General features: G+C 61.4%; 15 protein-coding genes. 5 read left to right on the forward strand and 10 right to left on the reverse strand.

The features are described 5' to 3' along the window. Window positions 1-85: 85 nt before the first annotated feature. The 5 genes from LDN85_RS11825 to LDN85_RS11845 form a co-directional block, all read right to left on the reverse strand. A complete protein-coding gene (locus LDN85_RS11825; RefSeq protein ID WP_026540755.1) occupies window positions 86-487 on the reverse strand; it encodes a cytochrome c oxidase subunit 4 in 402 nt (133 codons plus the stop codon). Further along, window positions 484-2208, reverse strand: coding sequence for a cytochrome c oxidase subunit I (ctaD, locus tag LDN85_RS11830; RefSeq protein ID WP_011774899.1), 1725 nt, complete (start codon window positions 2206-2208; stop codon window positions 484-486). Before ctaD ends, LDN85_RS11825 begins: the two co-directional genes overlap by 4 nt. Before the next feature lie 10 nt (window positions 2209-2218). Next, a complete protein-coding gene (coxB, locus tag LDN85_RS11835; protein WP_026540756.1) occupies window positions 2219-3091 on the reverse strand; it encodes a cytochrome c oxidase subunit II in 873 nt (290 codons plus the stop codon). Window positions 3092-3274: 183 nt separating this feature from the next. Continuing rightward, window positions 3275-3664 carry an iron-sulfur cluster assembly accessory protein gene (locus LDN85_RS11840; RefSeq protein WP_026540757.1) on the reverse strand — a complete coding sequence of 130 codons (390 nt, stop codon included), beginning with the start codon at window positions 3662-3664 and terminating at the stop codon, window positions 3275-3277. A 175-nt stretch (window positions 3665-3839) separates the two neighbouring features. After that, the gene (locus LDN85_RS11845; RefSeq protein ID WP_223943174.1) at window positions 3840-5273 is read right to left on the reverse strand and encodes a dipeptidase; all 1434 of its coding nucleotides are present in this window, start codon (window positions 5271-5273) and stop codon (window positions 3840-3842) included. Between the two features lie 115 nt (window positions 5274-5388). Between LDN85_RS11845 and LDN85_RS11850 the strand changes: the two genes are divergently transcribed. Continuing rightward, window positions 5389-5982: a DUF3043 domain-containing protein gene (locus tag LDN85_RS11850; RefSeq protein WP_026540759.1), complete on the forward strand. Its 594-nt coding sequence runs from the start codon at window positions 5389-5391 to the stop codon at window positions 5980-5982. Between the two features lie 135 nt (window positions 5983-6117). Here the strand turns inward: LDN85_RS11850 and LDN85_RS11855 are convergent, their stop codons facing one another. After that, the gene (locus LDN85_RS11855; RefSeq protein ID WP_223943175.1) at window positions 6118-7197 is read right to left on the reverse strand and encodes a quinone-dependent dihydroorotate dehydrogenase; all 1080 of its coding nucleotides are present in this window, start codon (window positions 7195-7197) and stop codon (window positions 6118-6120) included. 68 nt (window positions 7198-7265) lie between these two features. On the opposite strand from LDN85_RS11855, the gene LDN85_RS11860 reads away from it, so the two are divergent. From LDN85_RS11860 to LDN85_RS11870, 3 genes are read left to right on the forward strand one after another with little or no spacing between them, the layout of a single operon-like run. After that, window positions 7266-8963 (forward strand): FAD-binding dehydrogenase, encoded by a 1698-nt coding sequence (locus tag LDN85_RS11860; protein ID WP_223943176.1) that lies wholly within the window; start codon window positions 7266-7268, stop codon window positions 8961-8963. Between the two features lie 9 nt (window positions 8964-8972). Beyond that, window positions 8973-9992 carry an alpha/beta hydrolase gene (locus tag LDN85_RS11865; protein WP_026546859.1) on the forward strand — a complete coding sequence of 340 codons (1020 nt, stop codon included), beginning with the start codon at window positions 8973-8975 and terminating at the stop codon, window positions 9990-9992. Next, entirely contained in the window at window positions 9989-11062 is a 1074-nt protein-coding gene (locus LDN85_RS11870; protein WP_223943177.1) for an alpha/beta hydrolase, read from the forward strand. The genes LDN85_RS11865 and LDN85_RS11870 overlap by 4 nt, the downstream gene beginning before the upstream one ends. Before the next feature lie 15 nt (window positions 11063-11077). On the opposite strand, the gene LDN85_RS11875 is transcribed toward LDN85_RS11870, so the two are convergent. The 3 genes from LDN85_RS11875 to leuA form a co-directional block, all read right to left on the reverse strand. Then, window positions 11078-11902 carry an isoprenyl transferase gene (locus LDN85_RS11875; protein ID WP_026546861.1) on the reverse strand — a complete coding sequence of 275 codons (825 nt, stop codon included), beginning with the start codon at window positions 11900-11902 and terminating at the stop codon, window positions 11078-11080. Between the two features lie 2 nt (window positions 11903-11904). Then, window positions 11905-12657 (reverse strand): DNA repair protein RecO, encoded by a 753-nt coding sequence (recO, locus tag LDN85_RS11880; protein WP_026540765.1) that lies wholly within the window; start codon window positions 12655-12657, stop codon window positions 11905-11907. A gap of 87 nt (window positions 12658-12744) precedes the next feature. Continuing rightward, entirely contained in the window at window positions 12745-14484 is a 1740-nt protein-coding gene (gene leuA / locus LDN85_RS11885) for a 2-isopropylmalate synthase (RefSeq protein ID WP_026540766.1), read from the reverse strand. A 249-nt stretch (window positions 14485-14733) separates the two neighbouring features. Between leuA and LDN85_RS11890 the strand changes: the two genes are divergently transcribed. After that, a complete protein-coding gene (locus LDN85_RS11890) occupies window positions 14734-16686 on the forward strand; it encodes a M13-type metalloendopeptidase (protein ID WP_223943178.1) in 1953 nt (650 codons plus the stop codon). An 84-nt stretch (window positions 16687-16770) separates the two neighbouring features. Here the strand turns inward: LDN85_RS11890 and LDN85_RS11895 are convergent, their stop codons facing one another. Continuing rightward, a complete protein-coding gene (locus tag LDN85_RS11895; protein ID WP_026540768.1) occupies window positions 16771-18330 on the reverse strand; it encodes an LCP family protein in 1560 nt (519 codons plus the stop codon). Between the last annotated feature and the right edge of the window lie 53 nt (window positions 18331-18383).

Consider the following 18383-nt stretch of genomic DNA (forward strand, 5'->3'; position numbering starts at 1 on the left):
GCCGCAGTCGATCGCAGGTATGCAAAATGGGCCCCGCCGGATGGCGGGGCCCATTTCTTATAAAACTTACTGGTGCTGATGCGAACTAGTGCGCGTGGTCTCCACGGCTGTATTCGAAGACCCAACCAATCAATGCCACGATGGCAAGGCCGCCCGCGACGTAGGTCACCCAGAAACCAATTGCGAGGCCGAGGAATCCACCGGCACACGCCAGACCAAGAACCAAGGGCCACCAGCTCCAGGGGCTGAAGTGTCCCTGCTCTCCGGCACCTTCGTGCACCTCTGCGTCAGGGCGGTCTTCAGGACGCAGCCCAATCCTCTTGCCAGTGAAGCCCAGGTAGGCGCCGATCATGCCGGCAAGGCCACCGACCAGGAGGATGCCAAGGACACCAACCCATTCGTTCCATTCCGTCAGGAAGCCGTAAGCGATGGCTACCGGGACGAAGAAGAAGACTCCGGCTCCGAAGAGCCACGATTCAATTTTCATTTGCTGACGTCCCTTTGGTCGGCATTACCCAAAACAGCTGCTGCGGGTGACGGGGCCTCGGCGGTGTGGACCTGGGCCAACTCAGGGTGGTGAAGGTCCAGTGCCGGGCGCTCAGAGCGGATGCGGGGCAAGGAGGTGAAGTTGTGGCGCGGCGGCGGGCAGGATGTTGCCCATTCCAGGGAAGCACCGAAGCCCCACGGGTCATCCACTTCTACCTTCTTGTTGCTGCGCCAGGTGATGTAGACGTTCCAGAAGAACGGCAGGAGCGAAGCTCCCAGAACGAAGGAGGAAATCGTGGAGAACTGGTTCATCCAGGTGAAGTTGTCCTGTGGCATGTAGTCGGCGTAACGGCGCGGCATGCCCTCTACACCCAACCAGTGCTGGATCAGGAAGGTGCCGTGGAAGCCGAGGAACAGCAGCCAGAAGTGGATCTTGCCAAGTCGCTCGTTGAGCATCTTTCCAGTCCATTTGGGCCACCAGAAGTAGAACCCAGCGAACATCGCGAAGACCACCGTGCCGAAGACCACGTAGTGGAAGTGGGCCACCACGAAGTAGGAGTCCGAAACGTGGAAGTCCAGCGGGGGCGAGGCCAGGATGATACCCGTCAAGCCACCGAAGAGGAACGTCACCAGGAAGCCGATGCTCCAGAGCATGGGGGTCTCAAAGGTGATGGAACCCTGCCACAACGTACCGATCCAGTTGAAGAACTTCACGCCGGTAGGCACTGCGATCAGCATGGTCATGAAGGCGAAGAACGGCAGCAGTACGGAGCCGGTCACATACATGTGGTGTGCCCATACGGTGACGGACAGCGCCGCGATGGCAATGGTCGCGTATACAAGACCCTTGTAACCGAAGATCGGCTTACGGCTGAAGACCGGGAAGATCTCCGAAACGATGCCGAAGAACGGCAGGGCGATGATGTACACCTCGGGGTGGCCGAAGAACCAGAACAGGTGCTGCCAGAGGACTGCACCGCCATTCTCGGGATCGAAGATGTGGGCACCAAAGCGGCGGTCTGCACCAAGTGCGAACAGTGCGGCGGCCAGCGGCGGGAAGGCCATCAGCACCAGGATCGCGGTAACAAGCGTGTTCCAGGTGAAGATCGGCATGCGCCACATGGTCATGCCAGGGGCACGCATGCAGATGATGGTGGTGATGAAGTTGACAGCACCAAGGATGGTGCCAAAGCCGGACAGCGCCAGGCCGAACACCCAAAGGTCTCCACCGACTCCTGGGCTGAATGTGGTATTCGACAACGGCGCATAGGCGAACCAGCCAAAGGAGGCTGCACCCTGCGGGGTGATGAAACCGGACACCGCGATGGTGGAACCGAACAGGAAGAACCAGAAGGCCAAGGCGTTCAGTCGCGGGAAGGCGACATCGGGGGCACCGATCTGGAGCGGCATGATCACGTTGGCGAAGCCGGCAAACAGCGGTGTCGCAAACATCAGGAGCATCACGGTGCCGTGCATGGTGAACATCTGGTTGTACTGCTCTTTGGTCTGCAGGATCTGCATTCCGGGTTCGAACAGTTCAGCGCGGATCAGCAGCGCCATGACGCCACCGAGGCAGAAGAACACGAAGGACGCGATCAGGTACATGTACCCGATGGTCTTGTGGTCGGTGGAGGTAATCCAGTTGACGACAATGCGTCCCTTGGATTTAGGAACTACGGGAGCTTCTAGGACCCCCGGTGCGGATTGAGTGTACGTAGCCACGTCGCTCCCCTTACTTGGTTTCGTTCAGGTTCGGGTTGCGGTCGTATTCCGCACCGAGGAGGCCCGTGTTGCCTTCCTGGCGAAGCTTGTCCATGTGTGCCTGGAACTCAGACTCGGAGACAACCTTGACGCGGAAAAGCATTTCGGAGTGGTACTCGCCACAGAGTTCGGCACACTTGCCATCGAAGGTGCCCTCCTTAGTGGGGGTGAACCTGATGTAGTTCGTCTTGCCGGGGATCATGTCGCGCTTCTGAAGGAAGGCGGGAACCCAGAATGAGTGGATGACGTCGCGGGAGTTCAGCTCCAGGTCCACGGACTTGCCAACAGGCAAGTACAGCGTGGGGAGCAGTTCCTTGTCGACCTCGTTGCCGGTCAGGTGGGCCTGAACGCCGGCTTCGTGGAGGTCCTCGTTGACGACCTCACCCTTTTTGTAGTTGAAGTCCCAGGCCCACTGCTTGCCGCGGACGTCAACAACGACGTCGGCCGGCTGGGAGCGGTCATCGATCGCACGCTGGTCCTGGTCGGTGAAGTAGAAGAACACCAGCACCATGAACAGCGGGATGGTCAAGTAGAAGACCTCAAGCGGCAGGTTGTAGCTGAGCTGCTTCGGGAATCCCGTGGTGCCCTTGCGGCGACGGTAAGCGATGATGCACCAGACCAGGAGGCCCCACGTGATAATACCGACTGCCAAGGCGGCGATCCATGAGTTGACCCAGAGGTCCATGATCCGGTCAGTGTGGTTGGTCGTGCCGCGCTCTGTAGGCAGCCAACCCTTCTCTACCTCTGGTGAACATCCGGTCAAAACCAACGCGCCGGCTAGTGCCAAGCCAGTGATCGATGTGATCTTTATGCGTCGGCTGCCGGTTCGGTTCTGCGAACTCACAGACGGCCCTTCCTCTTGTTGCTGTCTCCCGGCAGGCCGAAGGCTCACCGGGCACACTAAAAGTTTTACTACCCGATGTAGAGCTTACCGCTATCAGGCGGTTTTCGCGCACATGTCAGCGCCGTGGCTCCGAATGGTTTTAAACCCATCCGAAGTGGCGCCGACATGCGGCGATGGCTCACATCAGTGGAACGAATCACCGCAGGCGCAAGACCCGCCGGCATTCGGGTTGTCGATGGTGAAGCCCTGCTTCGAAATGGTGTCCTCGAAGTCGATGCTGGCACCACTGAGGTAGGGAACGCTCATCTTGTCCACTACGACCTCAACGCCGTCGTAGTCACGTACAGCGTCTCCATCAAGCAGTCGCTCATCGAAGTAGAGCTGGTAGATCAGACCGGAGCAACCGCCAGGCTGGACTGCAACGCGCAGCCGAAGGTCGGTGCGCCCTTCCTGTTCCAGGAGGCTGCGGACCTTGCCTGCGGCGACGTCGGTCAGATTGACCTCGTGCGTGGCCAGTTCGTCGTTGGCGACGAGCTGTTCTCCGGTGCTGTTTTCGTTGGTTGCAGTGCTCATTGGCCTACCTTCTTATGAAGCTCCTGGCGGCGGCGCCGGAACGCTGCACGCCCTTACCCAATTACATACGGGTTATACCTAATGCTACGTCGCACAGACGCTTAGCTATAACTCTTGACGTAACCACGCCCAGCATTGTGTTGTTCCCTGCCTGCCTCCCTTGGGAGAGCAGTGGTCAGTCCCCGAGTCCCTCAGCATTAAGCCTGGCCAGCATCAACGCTTCAGCCAGTACTGCGTGCCGGAAGTCTCCGATGTGCAGGGACTCGTTGGCGCTGTGTGCCCGGGAATCGGGATCTTCCACTCCCGTCACCAGAATCTGGACGTCCGGATAGAGGTCCGTGAGATCTGAAATGAACGGAATGGAACCGCCAATGCCCATTTCCACAGGCTGGACACCCCATGACTCGCCAAGTGCCCACAGGGCTACCTTTGCAGCTGCCGAGGAAGTATCGGTGGAGAAGGCATTCCCCCGCTCCCCCGGAGTGAACGTCACTTTGGCCCCAAATGGCGCATGGGACTCAAGGTGTGCCTTAAGCGCCTCCATGGCAAGCTCCGGATCCTGGCCCGGAGCCAAGCGCATGCTGAACTTTGCCCGCGCGGCCGGAATCAGGGTATTGGAGGCAACATCGACTGACGGTACGTCCATGCCGATGATGGACAGAGCAGGCTTGGTCCACAGGCGGGAAGCGATGGTCCCGCTGCCGGCGAGCTTCACGCCGTCGAGCACTGAAGCGTCCGCGCGGTAGTCCTCTTCGGCCAGATCCACTGCTACGTCGTCGCGGGCCACCAGGCCATCAACTGCAACATTGCCGTCGTCATCATGCAGGGTGGCGATAAGCCGCGAGATCAAGGTCGGAGCATCGAGCACGGGTCCGCCGAACATTCCGGAATGGACTGCGTGGTCCAGGACACGTACCTCGAAGGTGCCATCCACGAGCCCCCGGAGGCTGGTTGTCAGCGCGGGAACACCGACTTTCCAGTTGCTGGAGTCCGCCACCACGATGACATCGGCACGCAGAAGCTCCTGGTGTTCCTCCAGGAAGGTCCGGAAGGTGGGCGAGCCGGCTTCTTCTTCACCTTCGAAGAAGAAAGTCACACCCAGCCCAAATCCGTCGCCCAGGACTTTGGTCACGGCACTGTAGGCAGCCAGATGCGCCATGATTCCAGCCTTGTCATCTGCCGCACCGCGACCGTACAGCCTGCCCTCACGCTCCTCGGCCACAAAGGGCTCGGAGTTCCACAGGCTGCTGTCCCCCGGAGGCTGGACATCGTGGTGGGCATACAGCAGGATGGTCGGCTTACCCTCCGCGGCCGGACGGCGCGCGACGACGGCCGGGCCACCTGGGGTGCCGTCGGCCTTGTTGCAACGCAGTACCCGGACGTCGTCCATGCCCGTCGCTTTGACCAATGCGGCCACAGCCTCGGCGCTGCGGTCCAGTTCCTTGGGGTCGAAGCTTGCCCAGGCAATGCCCGGAATGCTGACGAGGTGTTTCAGGGATTCCAAAGTGGTGTTGAAGGAATCGTTGACCGCTACGGTAAGTGCCTCCACTTCAGTAGTGCCGGCGTGCCCTTGCTTGTTCTGCGGGATCTCCGCATGTGCTGAAGTCATGGCCACACTTTACCGCCGTGGTTTCGGCGGCGATGGCAGGCGCGGCCAGCCGCCGTCGGTCCGGGCAAGCGGTCCACGTAACCTGCGCCACCTCCGCGAGGGGTATTCTGTAGGGGTGTTCGGACGCAAAAAGGAAGAGCCCAGCGCTCAATCAGTAGTAGACCAGGCCTACGCCACCGCCACGGAGGCAGGTGCCGGAAAGGGCACCCCCACCCCCAAGCGGAAGGACCAGGAAGCAGCACGCAAGCGCCCGCTGGTTCCCAATGACCGCAAGGCCTCCAAGGCTGCGGAGCGGGTAGCCATCCAGGACCAGCGCCAGAAAATGCGGCAGGCCTTGGATACAGGCGACGAGAAATTCCTGCCCCTTCGCGACAAGGGACCCCAGAAGCGTTACACACGTGACTACGTAGACGCACGGTTCAGCCTGGGCGAGTACCTCATGTTCGGGGCATTGCTGTTCGTGGTGATTTCCCTGATCATTCCTCCCACGAGCGCCGGCATCAGCTACGTCCTCATTGGGTTCTGGATCATGTTCCTGGCGGTCTTCGTTGACGTCTTCATTCTTTCCCGTCAGCTGCGGAAGCGGCTCACCGCGAAGTTCGGCGAGGTGGAACGCGGGTCCGTCTGGTACGGCTGCATGCGCGCCCTTCAGTTCCGTAAGCTCCGGCTTCCCAAGCCCCAGGTGAAACGCGGGCAATACCCGGCCTAGCGCCCCCACTCCAACAGAAACAGGAAGACCCCGGACCATTGGTCCGGGGTCTTCCTTTACGTTGGGCTCCTGCTCTGCAGGGACGCGTGGACGTTCGCCGCCGCGTTAGGGACCCGCCGGCCCGTACACGGGGACCTACCGTCCCGCGTTCGAACGGATTTTAGCGAGGCCCTTGTTGATGCGGGACGCCCAGAAGGGGCCCTCGTAAAGGAAGGCTGTGTAGCCCTGGACGAGGGTCGCGCCTGCATTCAGGCGATCCTGGACGTCAGCGGCGCTCTCCACTCCCCCTACCGCGATGAGAACAAGCTGATCACCGACCGCGTCCTTGAGCCTGCGCAGTACCTCGAGGGAACGCTGCTTAAGGGGAGCGCCCGACAAGCCACCGGCACCCAGCGACTGAACCTTGGCCGCATCCGAAACAAGTCCCTCGCGTGAAATGGTGGTGTTCGTGGCGATGATTCCGTCCAGCCTAAGATCCAGCGCCAGCCGGGCGACGTCGTCAATGTCCTCGTTGGACAGGTCAGGGGCGATCTTCACCAGCAACGGAATGTGCCGCCCTGCGGCTTCATCCGCGGCGTCTCCCACGGCCCGCAGGAGGGGGCGGAGGGTTTCCACGTTCTGCAGCAGGCGGAGACCAGGGGTGTTGGGAGAGCTGACATTGACTACCAGGTAGTCGGCCGCGGGTGCCAGGGTGCGCGCACTTACGAGGTAGTCCTCAATGGCGTCCTCGAGCTCAACCGCTTTGGTCTTGCCGATGTTGACACCGATGACCGGGCGGATGTCCGGGTGTTTTCTTTGCAGGGCGGCCCGCGCGGACTTGAGCCGCGGCGCAACGGCCGCGGCGCCGTCGTTGTTGAATCCCATGCGGTTCACCACTGCGCGGTCCTCAATAAGGCGGAACAACCGGGGCTGCTCGTTGCCCGGCTGCGCCTGCCCGGTGATGGTGCCCACCTCTACGTGTCCAAAACCGAGCTCAGCCAGGGCCTCGATGCCGTGGCCCTCCTTGTCAAAGCCTGCTGCCAGGCCGAACGGCGAGGGAAAGGTCAGGCCCAACGCCTCTGTCCGGAGTGAGGCTTCAGGTGCCGTCAGCCGGGCAAGGATTCGGCCTGCGCCGGAGCGGTGGGCCGCCCGGATCCCTTGGAAGCCGATTTTGTGGGCCTTTTCGGCATCCATCCAGGAGAAGGCCAGCTTGAAGAATGTGGGGTAAACACGCATGGTCCTAGTTTTCCGGTTTCCGGACGACTCACCAAACCCGTGACCGACGATGCCGCTAGCATGTACGCATGCCGCCGACTAATAGTGACGCAGATCATGTGAGCAGCAACAGGACCACTGCCGGCATCACCGCCGATGTCGTGGTGGTGGGTGCCGGTTTATCGGGCCTGGTGTCCGCAGCCACAGCCTATGCCGCCGGCAAGACGGTGGCCGTGCTGGACCAGGAACCCGAGGCCTCAGTGGGAGGCCAGGCCCATTGGTCCTTCGGAGGCCTTTTCTTGGTGGACACCCCCGAACAACGGCGGCTTGGCGTAAGGGACAGCGCCGAGCTTGCCCTCTCCGATTGGTTTGCCTCAGCTGCCTTCGACCGGGTTCAGGACAATAATGCCCGCCAGTGGGCAGAGTCTTATGTCCACTTCGCAGCGGGCGAGAAGCGGGCCTGGCTCAAGAGCCTTGGAGTGGGTATCTTTCCCTTGGTCCAGTGGGCTGAACGCGGAGGCTATGGAGCCCAGGGCCATGGCAACACTGTCCCCCGCTTCCATGTCACCTGGGGAACGGGCCCGGCGTTGGTGGAACCCTTCCTCGCGAAGGTGATGGAGGGCGTTCGAGCCGGCCGCATCAGCCTGCACTTCAGGCACCGCGCCCTTGCCGTGGACATGACCGCAGGCCGGGTCACCGGCGTGACGGGCGAGATTCTTGAAAGCTCGACGGCGGTGCGGGGCCAGGCATCCTCGCGGCTGCCTGTCGGTGCCTTCACGGCACATGGCGGAGCTGTGGTGGTCACCACGGGAGGCATCGGCGGCAACCACGAAGCGGTCCGCCGCCAATGGCCCGGTGGCAACGCCCCTGCTGACATGTTGAGCGGAGTGCCCGCCTCCGTTGACGGCCGGTTCCTCCCGGAAGTCGAGGCCGTTGGAGCTGCCCTGATAAATGGCGACCGAATGTGGCACTACCCCGAAGGCATCTACAACTATGACCCCGTCTGGCCCGCGCACGGAATCCGGATATTGCCCGGGCCTTCGTCCCTGTGGCTGGATGCCCAAGGCCGCCAATTGCCGGCGCCGCTCTTCCCTGGCTTTGACTCACTGGGAGCACTGCGCCACATCGTGGGAACGGGACATGGATATTCATGGTTCGTCTTGAACCGAACCATCGCGTTGAAGGAACTTGCGCTCTCCGGGTCGGAACAGAACCCCGATCTCACAGGAAAAGACCTCCGGCTGCTCGCATCCCGTTTACGACCAACAAGCGACACGCCCATACAGCGCTTCATCGATCAAGGCATCGACTTCATCCAGGCATCATCGCCGGCGGAACTGGCCTCCCGAATGAACCACCTCGCGGGAAACTCCTTCATTGAAGCGACGAAGCTCGAATCATTGATCGAAGCCCGCGACCGCCAAGTTACCAGCGGCCTTGGTAAAGATCCCCAACTTGCCGCGATCCGGGCAGCACGCCGGTTCGCCACGGACAAACTGATGCGGGTCGCTCCCCCTCATCGCCTCACAGACCCTTCCCATGGCCCCCTTATGGCAATCCGGCTTTCCGTGGTGACGAGGAAGAGCCTGGGCGGCCTCGCAACTGACTTGCGCTCCCGGGTCCTTGATGCCGACGGACTGCCCATCCCGGGGCTTTATGCGGCAGGTGAGGCCGCAGGGTTCGGCGGTGGTGGCATCCACGGTTACAGGGCACTTGAAGGCACGTTCCTTGGCGGCTGCCTGTTCACAGGGAGGGCAGCCGGGCGGGACGCGGCCGCCAGTGTCTAAGCTAAAGCCATGGAGTGGACGGCTGACATCCTGGGAACAGACTTCCAATCCTGCGGCATTGATGCCTCAGGACCTGACGGTGTGATCCGCCATGCCACCCTGATCCGGCACAGGGCCGAAGAACACCCAACTGAACCAACTGACATCGTTCCGCGTTCCTACGGCGCCGTCCTGTTTCTGCATGGCTGGAGCGACTACTTCTTCAACACCGAACTTGCCAGGTTCTGGGCCGGGCAAGGCTACGATTTCTACGCCCTGGACATGCACAATCACGGCCGAAGCCTGCAGAGCGACATGCCCGGCGGCTACGTGGCAAACCTGATGGACTACGATGCCGAAATTGACCAGGCGCTTGCCGTCATCAAGGCCGACGCCGGTTCTTCGCTTTCGGGCAAAGTGACCCTGATGGGGCACTCGACGGGGGGACTGATAGCCGCACTGTGGGCCAGCCGCCATCCGAAGTCCGTCCAGTTCCTGATCCTTGACAGCCCTTGGTTGGAAATGCACGGCAGTTCGCTGGTGCGGCGGACGGCGCAGGCAATGGTGGCTCCCCTTGCCAAACTACGGCCCGAAACCGTCCTGAGGCTGCCGGAGAGGGGTTTTTACTTCCGGAGCATCAGCAGCACTGCGGAGGGTGAATGGGCGTTGGATGAAAAGTACCGTCCGCCGCTGGCTTTCCCGGTCCGCGCCGGCTGGCTCAGCGCCGTATTCGCCGGGCATGCACAGGTTGCCCGCGGGCTGAACCTGGATATTCCGGTCCTTGTCCTGACATCTTCGGCCAGCGCCAATGGAATGGTGTGGCGCGAATCCATGCGCCGTTCGGATGCCGTGCTGGATGTCAGCGTCATTGCGCTCAGGGCCATGGCACTGGGCCGGAGCGTAACTTTGGAACGCATCGACGGCGGCCTCCACGACGTTTTCCTTTCGGCACCTGCTGTGCGGAAGGACGCGTACGCCAGGCTCGCGCGCTGGATCAAAGGTTTCATGCAGGCCGATGTGCCGGCGGACATTCATCAGGGGGACGAATGAACACCACAGAGGAGAGCCCGACCCAATGGCGACGGGACGTCCTGGGCCACGGTTACGAATGCCTTGACCTTCCACTGAAGCCTGACGACGAAGGCCCCGTCCATGCCACCCTCATCCGGTACGCCCCACCCGCACCCCAGGCTTCCCAGAATGGCATCCTGGACTTCCTGTCAACTTTCACCAAAAGAAAGCGCCGGGCAGTTGCGGCCGACCCAGGCGGAGCACCCCGGGTTGTCCTCTATCTGCACGGTTGGGCGGACTACTTCCTCCAGACCGAGCTGGCGGAGTACCTCACGGCGTCGGGCTTTCACTTCTACGCACTGGACCTTCGGAAATTCGGCCGCAGCCTTTTGCCCGGGCAGACCCCGGGCTACGTCACGGACCTCAATGCCTACGACGAGGACCTGGCTGCGGGGCTGCTGGAGGTTGAAAGGGACGTAGCTGTTCGGACCGGCAACGCCACGCCGCCGACCATCCACATGCTGGCCCATTCCCTGGGCGGACTCATAGCGGCGCTCTGGGCTGATCGCAACCCGGGCCGTCTGGGTACTTTGGTCTTGAATTCGCCATGGCTTGAGCTTCAGGGCAGCAGCCTTGTCCGCAGCATCGCAATGCACTTGGTGGAACCATTTGCACGCACCGACCCCAAGCGCCCGTTCCGCTTTCCTGAGATGCCGGCTTATTGGGAGAGCGTCAGCAATGAAGCACATGGCGAATGGATCCTGGATCCCCTGTGGCGCCCGCGGGCTTCGTTCCCTATTCGTGCCGGGTGGACCAAGGCCGTCCTGGCCGGGCACGCTGCCGTGGAACGAAAGCTCAATATCGACGCACCCGTCTTGGTCCTGTTGTCAGGCCGGACACGCATCCAAGCTGAATGGACGCCTGACTTGATGCGTGCCGATGCGGTCATCGACGTCGAGGAAACCTCGCGGAGGGCGCTTGGTTTGGCCCGCCGCACCGCCGTCTTCCGGTACCCGGGGGCACTCCATGATGTGTTCCTGTCAAGGCGCACTGTGCGGCAGCAGGCGTATCGCGATGTAGCTGTCTGGCTGGCCGCGTACCCCTATTGATGTAGCAGGGGCGTGCTACTTGCCCGCGGCGGCGGCATCCACGGCACCGCCATAGCGCCTGTCGCGCTTGGCATAAATCTCGACGGCGTCCCACAACGTCCGCCGGTCGACATCCGGCCACAACGTGTCCATGAAGACGAACTCAGCGTAGGCCGACTGCCACAGCAGGAAATTGGAGAGCCGCTGCTCTCCGGAACTGCGGAGGAAAAGGTCAACATCAGGCAGGTCAGGCTCATCCAGGTATTTCTGGATGGTTTTCTCCGACACCGATCCTGGTTTCAAGCGACCCGCTGCGACATCGTGGGCGATGGCGGAGACGGCATCGGCAATCTCGGCGCGTCCGCCGTAATTAACACACATGGTCAACGTGCAGGTGTCGTTGGCCTTGGTATATTCCTCGGCTTCCTCGAGTTCCTTGATGACCGACCCCCACAGTTTTGGACGCCGGCCGGCCCAACGGATGCGCACTCCCCACTCGTCAAGCTGGTTTCGCTGGCGTCTTAGTACATCTTTGTTAAATCCCATCAGGAAACGGATTTCCTCGGGCGAACGCCTCCAATTCTCGGTTGAAAAGGCATACACGCTGACATACTTGATTCCGAGTTCGATCGCGCCGGCCATCACATCAAGAAGTGCCGGCTCTCCGGCTTTGTGCCCCTCAATGCGTGGCAGCCCGCGCTGGTTTGCCCAGCGCCCGTTGCCGTCCATGACAATTGCCACGTGCTGCGGAATGAGTTCTTCCGGGATACGGGGCGGCACCGCACCGGAGGAATGCTTGTATGGGGCCAGAACCGGTGCCGTCCTGGCCGTCGTCGTCGTGCTCTTCTTTCCAAGTGCCACTGTCAGCTTCGCTCCACGTGTTTGAGTGATTTCAACGCCCGTTCCAAATGCCATTGCAGATAGGAGGCCACCAGTCCGGCAGCTTCGCGTCGATGCCGCGGATCGGAGGCATCGGCAACCCCCCAGTTGCCGGTCAGCAAAGCACCAAGCAACACCACAGTCTCCGCAGCCGGCGCCGGCGAGCCCGGCGGGCGGCAGTCGCTGCACACCATGCCACCAACAGGAGCGGCAAAGGCGGTGTGCGGACCCGGCCGGCCGCACCGGGCGCAATCAGTAAAGCTGGGAGCCCAACCTCCAGTGGCCAAAGCCCTGAGCAGGTACGAGTCCAGGATCAGTTCGGGTGGATGGTCTGAACGGCTCAAAGCGGCCAGTGCGCCCACCAGCAGGTTGTACTGCGCGGTCCCGGATTCGGTATCGGCATCGGTGAGTTTCTCGGCGGTTTCCGTCATGGCTGCAGCTACGGTGAACCGGCCATAGTCGGCAGCAATACTGCTGCCGTACGCACCCTTGGCCACGGCCTGCGTGACGATGTCCAGAGTGCGTCCTGAGACAAGCTGCAGATCCGCCACCATGAAAGGCTCAAGGCGGGCTCCGAAACGGCTGCTGGTCCTCCGCACGCCCTTGGCAACGGCACGCACTTGCCCATGGTGTTTGGTCAGGAGGGTGATGATGCGATCCGCCTCGCCCAGCTTGTGGGTGCGGAGCACCACGGCATCGTCCCTGTAGGACCGTGCTGCAAACGACGGATTGGCCACAACTAATCTTCGCACTATGACTGGACCGCTGGGCGACTGCCGAACCGTGTGGTGACGGTATTTCCCGTCACCACACGGTGGGATACCTTACGCCCGGGCGTCCCGCACAGCCCGGTTCACGGCCGAAATCAGGGCCTTGAGGGACGAAGTGGTGGTGCTGGGGTCGATACCCACACCCCACAGGACCCGTTCGCCAACGGCACACTCAACGTAGGCTGCGGCGCTGGCACTGCCGCCTTCGGACAGCGCGTGTTCGCTGTAATCCAGCACTCGGACATCAACGCCGTCATGGTGGAGGATGTCCAGCAGTGCAGCGATGGGACCATTGCCGTGCCCGGTCCGTCGAACCTCCACACCGTCGATCCGCAGGCTGGCGTTCATTGTCATGGCGCCGGATTCATCGGTCTCGGTGCTCACGCTGCCCAACGCGTAACGGCCCCACTGGGCCTGTTCCTCATCGGAGGGCAGGTATTCATCCTGGAAGACCTGCCACAGTTGCGCGCCGCTGACTTCGCCACCCACGGCATCGGTGCGCCGCTGGATGACTCCGGAAAATTCAATCTGGGCCCGTCGCGGCAGGTCCAGGTTGTGCTCATTCTTCAACAGGTAGGCAACCCCGCCCTTGCCTGATTGCGAGTTGACACGGATAACGGCTTCGTAGCTGCGTCCGAGGTCCTTGGGATCAACGGGCAGGTACGGGACCTGCCAGGTGAACTCATCCACGGTTTTGCCGGCTGCAGCGGCGTCTTTCTCCAGGGCCTCAAAACCCTTCTTGATGGCGTCCTGGTGAGAACCGGAGAACGCGGTGAAGACTAGGTCGCCACCGTATGGCGAACGTTCCGGAACCGGCAACTGGTTGCAGTACTCCACCGTACGGCGGACTTCATCGATGTCGGAGAAATCGATCATGGGGTCCACGCCCTGGACGAACATGTTCAAGCCCAGCGTTACCAGGTCAACGTTGCCGGTGCGCTCACCGTTGCCGAACAAGCAGCCTTCAATTCGATCAGCACCTGCCAGGTAGCCGAGCTCGGCAGCAGCCACACCCGTACCGCGGTCGTTGTGCGGGTGAAGCGAAATGATGATTCCCTCACGCGGATGCAGATTACGGTGCATCCACTCGATGGAGTCGGCATAGACATTCGGGGTGGCCATCTCTACCGTGGCCGGCAGGTTGATGATGACCTGGTTGTCCGCAGAGGCCTCAAAGACATCGGCAATGGCATTGCAGACGCGGGCGGCGTACTCGAGCTCGGTGCCCGTGAAGGACTCCGGCGAGTATTCATAAGTGATGTGGGTATCTTCCAGCGTCTCTTCGTACTTCTTGCACAGGCGGGCGCCCTGCAATGCGATATCCAGGATTCCGTCTTCGTCCTGGTTAAAGACCACGCGCCTTTGCAGCACGGACGTGGAGTTATACAGGTGGACGATCGCCTGCTTGGCGCCCACCAAAGACTCGTAGGTCCTCTCGATCAGGTGCTCACGCGCCTGGGTCAACACCTGGATGCTGACGTCATCGGGAATGTGGCCGCCTTCAATGAGTTGGCGTACGAAGTCGAAGTCGGTCTGCGACGCGGAAGGGAATCCAACTTCGATTTCCTTGTAGCCCATCTTCACGAGCAGCTGGAACATCTTCAGCTTGCGGGCAGGGCTCATGGGATCGATCAGGGCCTGGTTTCCATCGCGCAGGTCAACCGCGCACCAACGTGGGGCCTTGGTGATGACTTTATCCGGCCAAGTGCGGTCAGGAACTTCGACGGTGATTTGGTCCTGGAACGGCAGGTAGCGGTGAATCGGCATACCGGAGGGCTTTTGTGCATTACGCATGACGTGTGGCCTTTTCTGTAAGAACTAAATGAAAGCTTAGCCGGACACAACGGAACTCCGCGGCGAGGATGGCCCAGCTTCAGATAGCTTTCAGGCCCCGCCGCGGCAGCTAAGAAGAAGCATCGCCGTACGCACAAAATCACAGTAACACGATGCGTATGATGACAGTGCAACACCTCATGCAACGTCCACTATGCAGACGCAGCGACGGTGCCAACGCCGGCTGCTGTGTCCACACAAGGAGCCACAGTGCCACAGTCGGGGATCACTCTTTCGAACATAGATCACAGCGTCCGGCCCCAGGACGACCTCTACCAGCACGTCAACGGCGCGTGGCTCAACAGCACAACCATCCCTGATGACCGGCCGCTGGAAGGCACGTTCACCGCTTTGCGGGACGGAGCCGAGCTGGCCGTCAAGGCGATCATCGAGGAAGCGGCAGGCAAAGGCGCGTCGGCAACCGGGGTCGAGCAGCAGGTTGGCGGGCTTTATGCGAGCTTCATGGATGAGGCAACAGCAGAGGCAAAGGGCATCGAACCGATCCGTGGCCGGCTCGATGAAGTCCATGCCGTGAAATCAACCCAGGAATTCGCTGCCCTGATCGGCCGCCTGTTCCGGTCCGATGTCTCCGGGCTCTTCTCCATCTACCCGGCCCCCGACGCCGGCAATCCCGAGCGCATCCTGTTGTACATCGGGCAGGGCGGCCTCGGACTGCCTGACGAGTCCTATTACCGCGAAGAGAAGTTTGCCGGAATCGTATCGGCCTATGGTGAGTACATCGCCAAGTTGCTCGCCTTGGCAGATATCCCGGATTCCGAAGCAGCCGCGGCGCGCATCCTCGCCCTCGAGACAGCCCTGGCCACACACCATTGGGACAATGTCACGCTGCGGGATCCCCAGAAGACGTACAACCTCAAGACGGCAGCCGAGGCATCGGAACTGTTCCCGCTGCTGGACACATGGTTCCAGGCAGCGCGTGTTGACCCAGCCAAGCGCAGCGAGATCGTTGTCAGCACCCCGGACTTCTTCACCGGTGCAGCAGGGCTCCTGGAGTCCGAGCCCTTGGAAACATGGAAGGAATGGCTCACGCTCAGGGTGCTCAGCTCGGCGGCCCCATACCTCTCGTCCGAATTTGTGAACACCAACTTTGCGTTCTATGGCACCACACTCAGCGGCACGCCCCGGAACAAGGAGCGCTGGAAGCGTGGCGTGGCCGTCGTCGAAGCTGCCCTCGGCGAAGCCGTCGGACAGATATATGTGGAGCGCCACTTTCCGGCCGGCCATAAGGCGAGGATGGAGACGCTGGTTGCCAACCTGATCGAGGCCTACCGTGAGAGCATCTCTTCCCTGTCGTGGATGGGCGGGGAAACCAAGAAGGAGGCGCTCAAGAAGCTGGAAGCATTCCGTCCAAAAATCGGTTTTCCCGAAAAGTGGATCGACTACTCTGCCGTCGTCATCGATCCATCAGACCTGCTGGGCAATGTGGAGCGCGCCCACGATGCTGATGTCGACCGCCACCTGGACGAAATTGGCAAACCCGTAGACCTGAACAAATGGCTCATGACTCCCCAGACCGTCAACGCCTATTACCACCCCATGCTCAATGAGATCGTCTTCCCGGCGGCCATCCTCCAACCGCCATTCTTTACGGCGGAGGCAGATGATGCCGTGAACTACGGCGGAATCGGGGCAGTGATCGGTCATGAGATCGGCCACGGCTTTGATGACCAAGGATCGCAGTTCGATGGCAGCGGGGCACTTCGCAACTGGTGGACTGAAGAGGACCGGACCGCTTTCGAAGCACTGACCGCCAAATTGGTGGCCCAATACGACGCCCTGTCCCCTTATGCAGCGCCCGAACACAAGGTCAACGGCAAACTCACCCTCGGTGAGAACATTGGTGACCTCGGAGGCCTGACCATTGCCTACAAGGCGTACCTGCTCAGTCTTGGTGGCGAAGAACCCGAAGTGATCGACGGGTTCACTGGCCAGCAGCGCTTCTTCATGTCCTGGGCAGCGGGTTGGCGGCAGGTTATCCGGCGTGAAGAGGCGATCCGACGCCTGGCGACGGATCCACACTCCCCCAACGAGTTCCGCACCAATGCCATCGCCCGCAACCTTGGCGCGTTCCATGAAGCATTCGAGGTCAGCCCAGCCGATGGCATGTGGATGGAGCCCGGAGACCGAGTCAGCATCTGGTAAAAACGGCAGGAAAAAGGCCGGGCCGGTTCGTGAAGAACCGGCCCGGCCTTTCCGATAGGTGACGTTGGTGGCGTTGGTGCCGCCCTATTGGTCGATGTACAGCGGATTGACTTCTTGGCAGACTGCGTCGCTGGCGGTCTGGTTGACCACGTCCGGGGGCACCGAGGTTGCTCCATAGGCGGTGCCTGTTCCGAAGTCGGTTCCGACATAGAGCTGTACCCCTGCTACGCCGGGCGCTTCCTGAACCTGGGCAGCTGGAATGCCGTACAGCGCGGCCACGTCCGCGGCGACGTCCGCGAAGCCGGCTCCGTAGTAGACCACGGTCTGGTCCACGGGGTTTGCAAGATAGGACACAGCCTGGGTGAAGCCATTGCCCGTCAGTACGGCCATGATCTCCTGGGCACGTGCAGCAACGCCGCTGCCGTTGGCGACCGCGACAGGTTGGATGGCCTTGTCATAGGCGGGGGCCGCGGGGGTAGAGGCTGTGGGCTGCGCTCCGGGAGTTTCAGTGGCGGCAGGAGACGACGTTGCACCGGGCGTAGTCAGGTCAAGGTCGGCACGCAAGGCTGCAAACAACTGTGAGGCCTGTGGCTCAACAAGCTCAAGCCTGTTTGGATCCACTGCTGCGGCCTGGGTGGGTACGGCAACGAAGGCAACTTTGGACACATCGATGTCCTTCAGTCGTCCGCCAATGGTCAGCAACGAAGGCACCGACGCGAGGCCCTCATCAACGGTGAGGTTCTGGGTGACGACGTCGGCGATCTGCAGGAGTCGCTGCGGGTTGCCCAGCGTTCCTTCGCCCTTAAGCTTCCTCGTCAAGGATGAAAGGAAGGCCTGCTGTCCCTTGATGCGCCCAAGATCGCCACCATCGCCGAAAGCGTGGCGGGTCCGAAGGAAGGCCAGGGCCTGTTCGCCTTCGACCAAGGAATCACCCTTCGGCAAGCGAAGGCGTGAGTCCGGATCAAATACGGGGTCACTGACGCAGACATTGACACCGCCAACAGCGTGGGACAACTCCTTGACGGCATTGAAGTCAGCCATCATGAAGTGGTCGATTTCCAGGCCGGTCAGTTTGTTCACCGTGTCAACGGCGCAACCAATACCCGCTTCAGCCATGGCCTCGTTGATCATCACGCCGCTGCGGGCGGGGAACGTCTGGTTGTTGGTCCGGTCCGTGCACTGGGGCACATCCACCAGCAAGTCACGCGGGAAGCTCATGACGCTGACACGCTTGTTGTCTGCTGAAATATCCAGCATCATCATGACGTCCGAATGGCCGTAGCCGGTGGAGTCTTCCGTGCTTCCGTACTCCGAGTTCTTCCCGTCACGGGTATCGGAACCGAGGATAAGGATTTGCAGGCGATCGGATTTGTCGTTGGCAAGGGCATCCCCGCTGTCGCGGGTTTCACCGGCACTCAGCGGAGCCTTGGTGATATTGCTCTGCAACCGGATGAACCAAAATGCGGCAAAGGCAACACCTGCAACCAGAGCCACTGAGACCACGCCGGTGACGATCTTCAGCCACAACGGAAGGCCCTTGCGGGGCCTCATGTGGCGGGGAGTGCCTTCGGCATCCTCTCCATGGCGACCCGCAATGGAGTCAGCGGTGCCGGTGCCCTGCGGGCGGGCGTCACGACGTCGCACTATTCGGTTTACCTTTCCTCAAACACGTGGATTCCCGCAATCATAGTTGCCGA

It is taken from the genome of Arthrobacter sp. StoSoilB20 (genome assembly GCF_019977295.1).
GTDB classification, from domain to species: Bacteria; Actinomycetota; Actinomycetes; order Actinomycetales; family Micrococcaceae; genus Arthrobacter; species Arthrobacter nicotinovorans_A.

What these genes read in the sequence shown, in the direction of transcription:
- LDN85_RS11825 (WP_026540755.1), bottom strand. Translation starts at nt 487, where the DNA reads ATGAAAATTGAATCGTGGCTCTTCGGAGCCGGAGTCTTCTTCTTCGTC.
- LDN85_RS11840 (WP_026540757.1), bottom strand. Translation starts at nt 3,664, where the DNA reads ATGAGCACTGCAACCAACGAAAACAGCACCGGAGAACAGCTCGTCGCC.
- LDN85_RS11845 (WP_223943174.1), bottom strand. Translation starts at nt 5,273, where the DNA reads ATGACTTCAGCACATGCGGAGATCCCGCAGAACAAGCAAGGGCACGCC.
- LDN85_RS11855 (WP_223943175.1), bottom strand. Translation starts at nt 7,197, where the DNA reads ATGCGTGTTTACCCCACATTCTTCAAGCTGGCCTTCTCCTGGATGGAT.
- LDN85_RS11860 (WP_223943176.1), top strand. Translation starts at nt 7,266, where the DNA reads ATGCCGCCGACTAATAGTGACGCAGATCATGTGAGCAGCAACAGGACC.
- LDN85_RS11865 (WP_026546859.1), top strand. Translation starts at nt 8,973, where the DNA reads ATGGAGTGGACGGCTGACATCCTGGGAACAGACTTCCAATCCTGCGGC.
- LDN85_RS11870 (WP_223943177.1), top strand. Translation starts at nt 9,989, where the DNA reads ATGAACACCACAGAGGAGAGCCCGACCCAATGGCGACGGGACGTCCTG.
- leuA (WP_026540766.1), bottom strand. Translation starts at nt 14,484, where the DNA reads ATGCGTAATGCACAAAAGCCCTCCGGTATGCCGATTCACCGCTACCTG.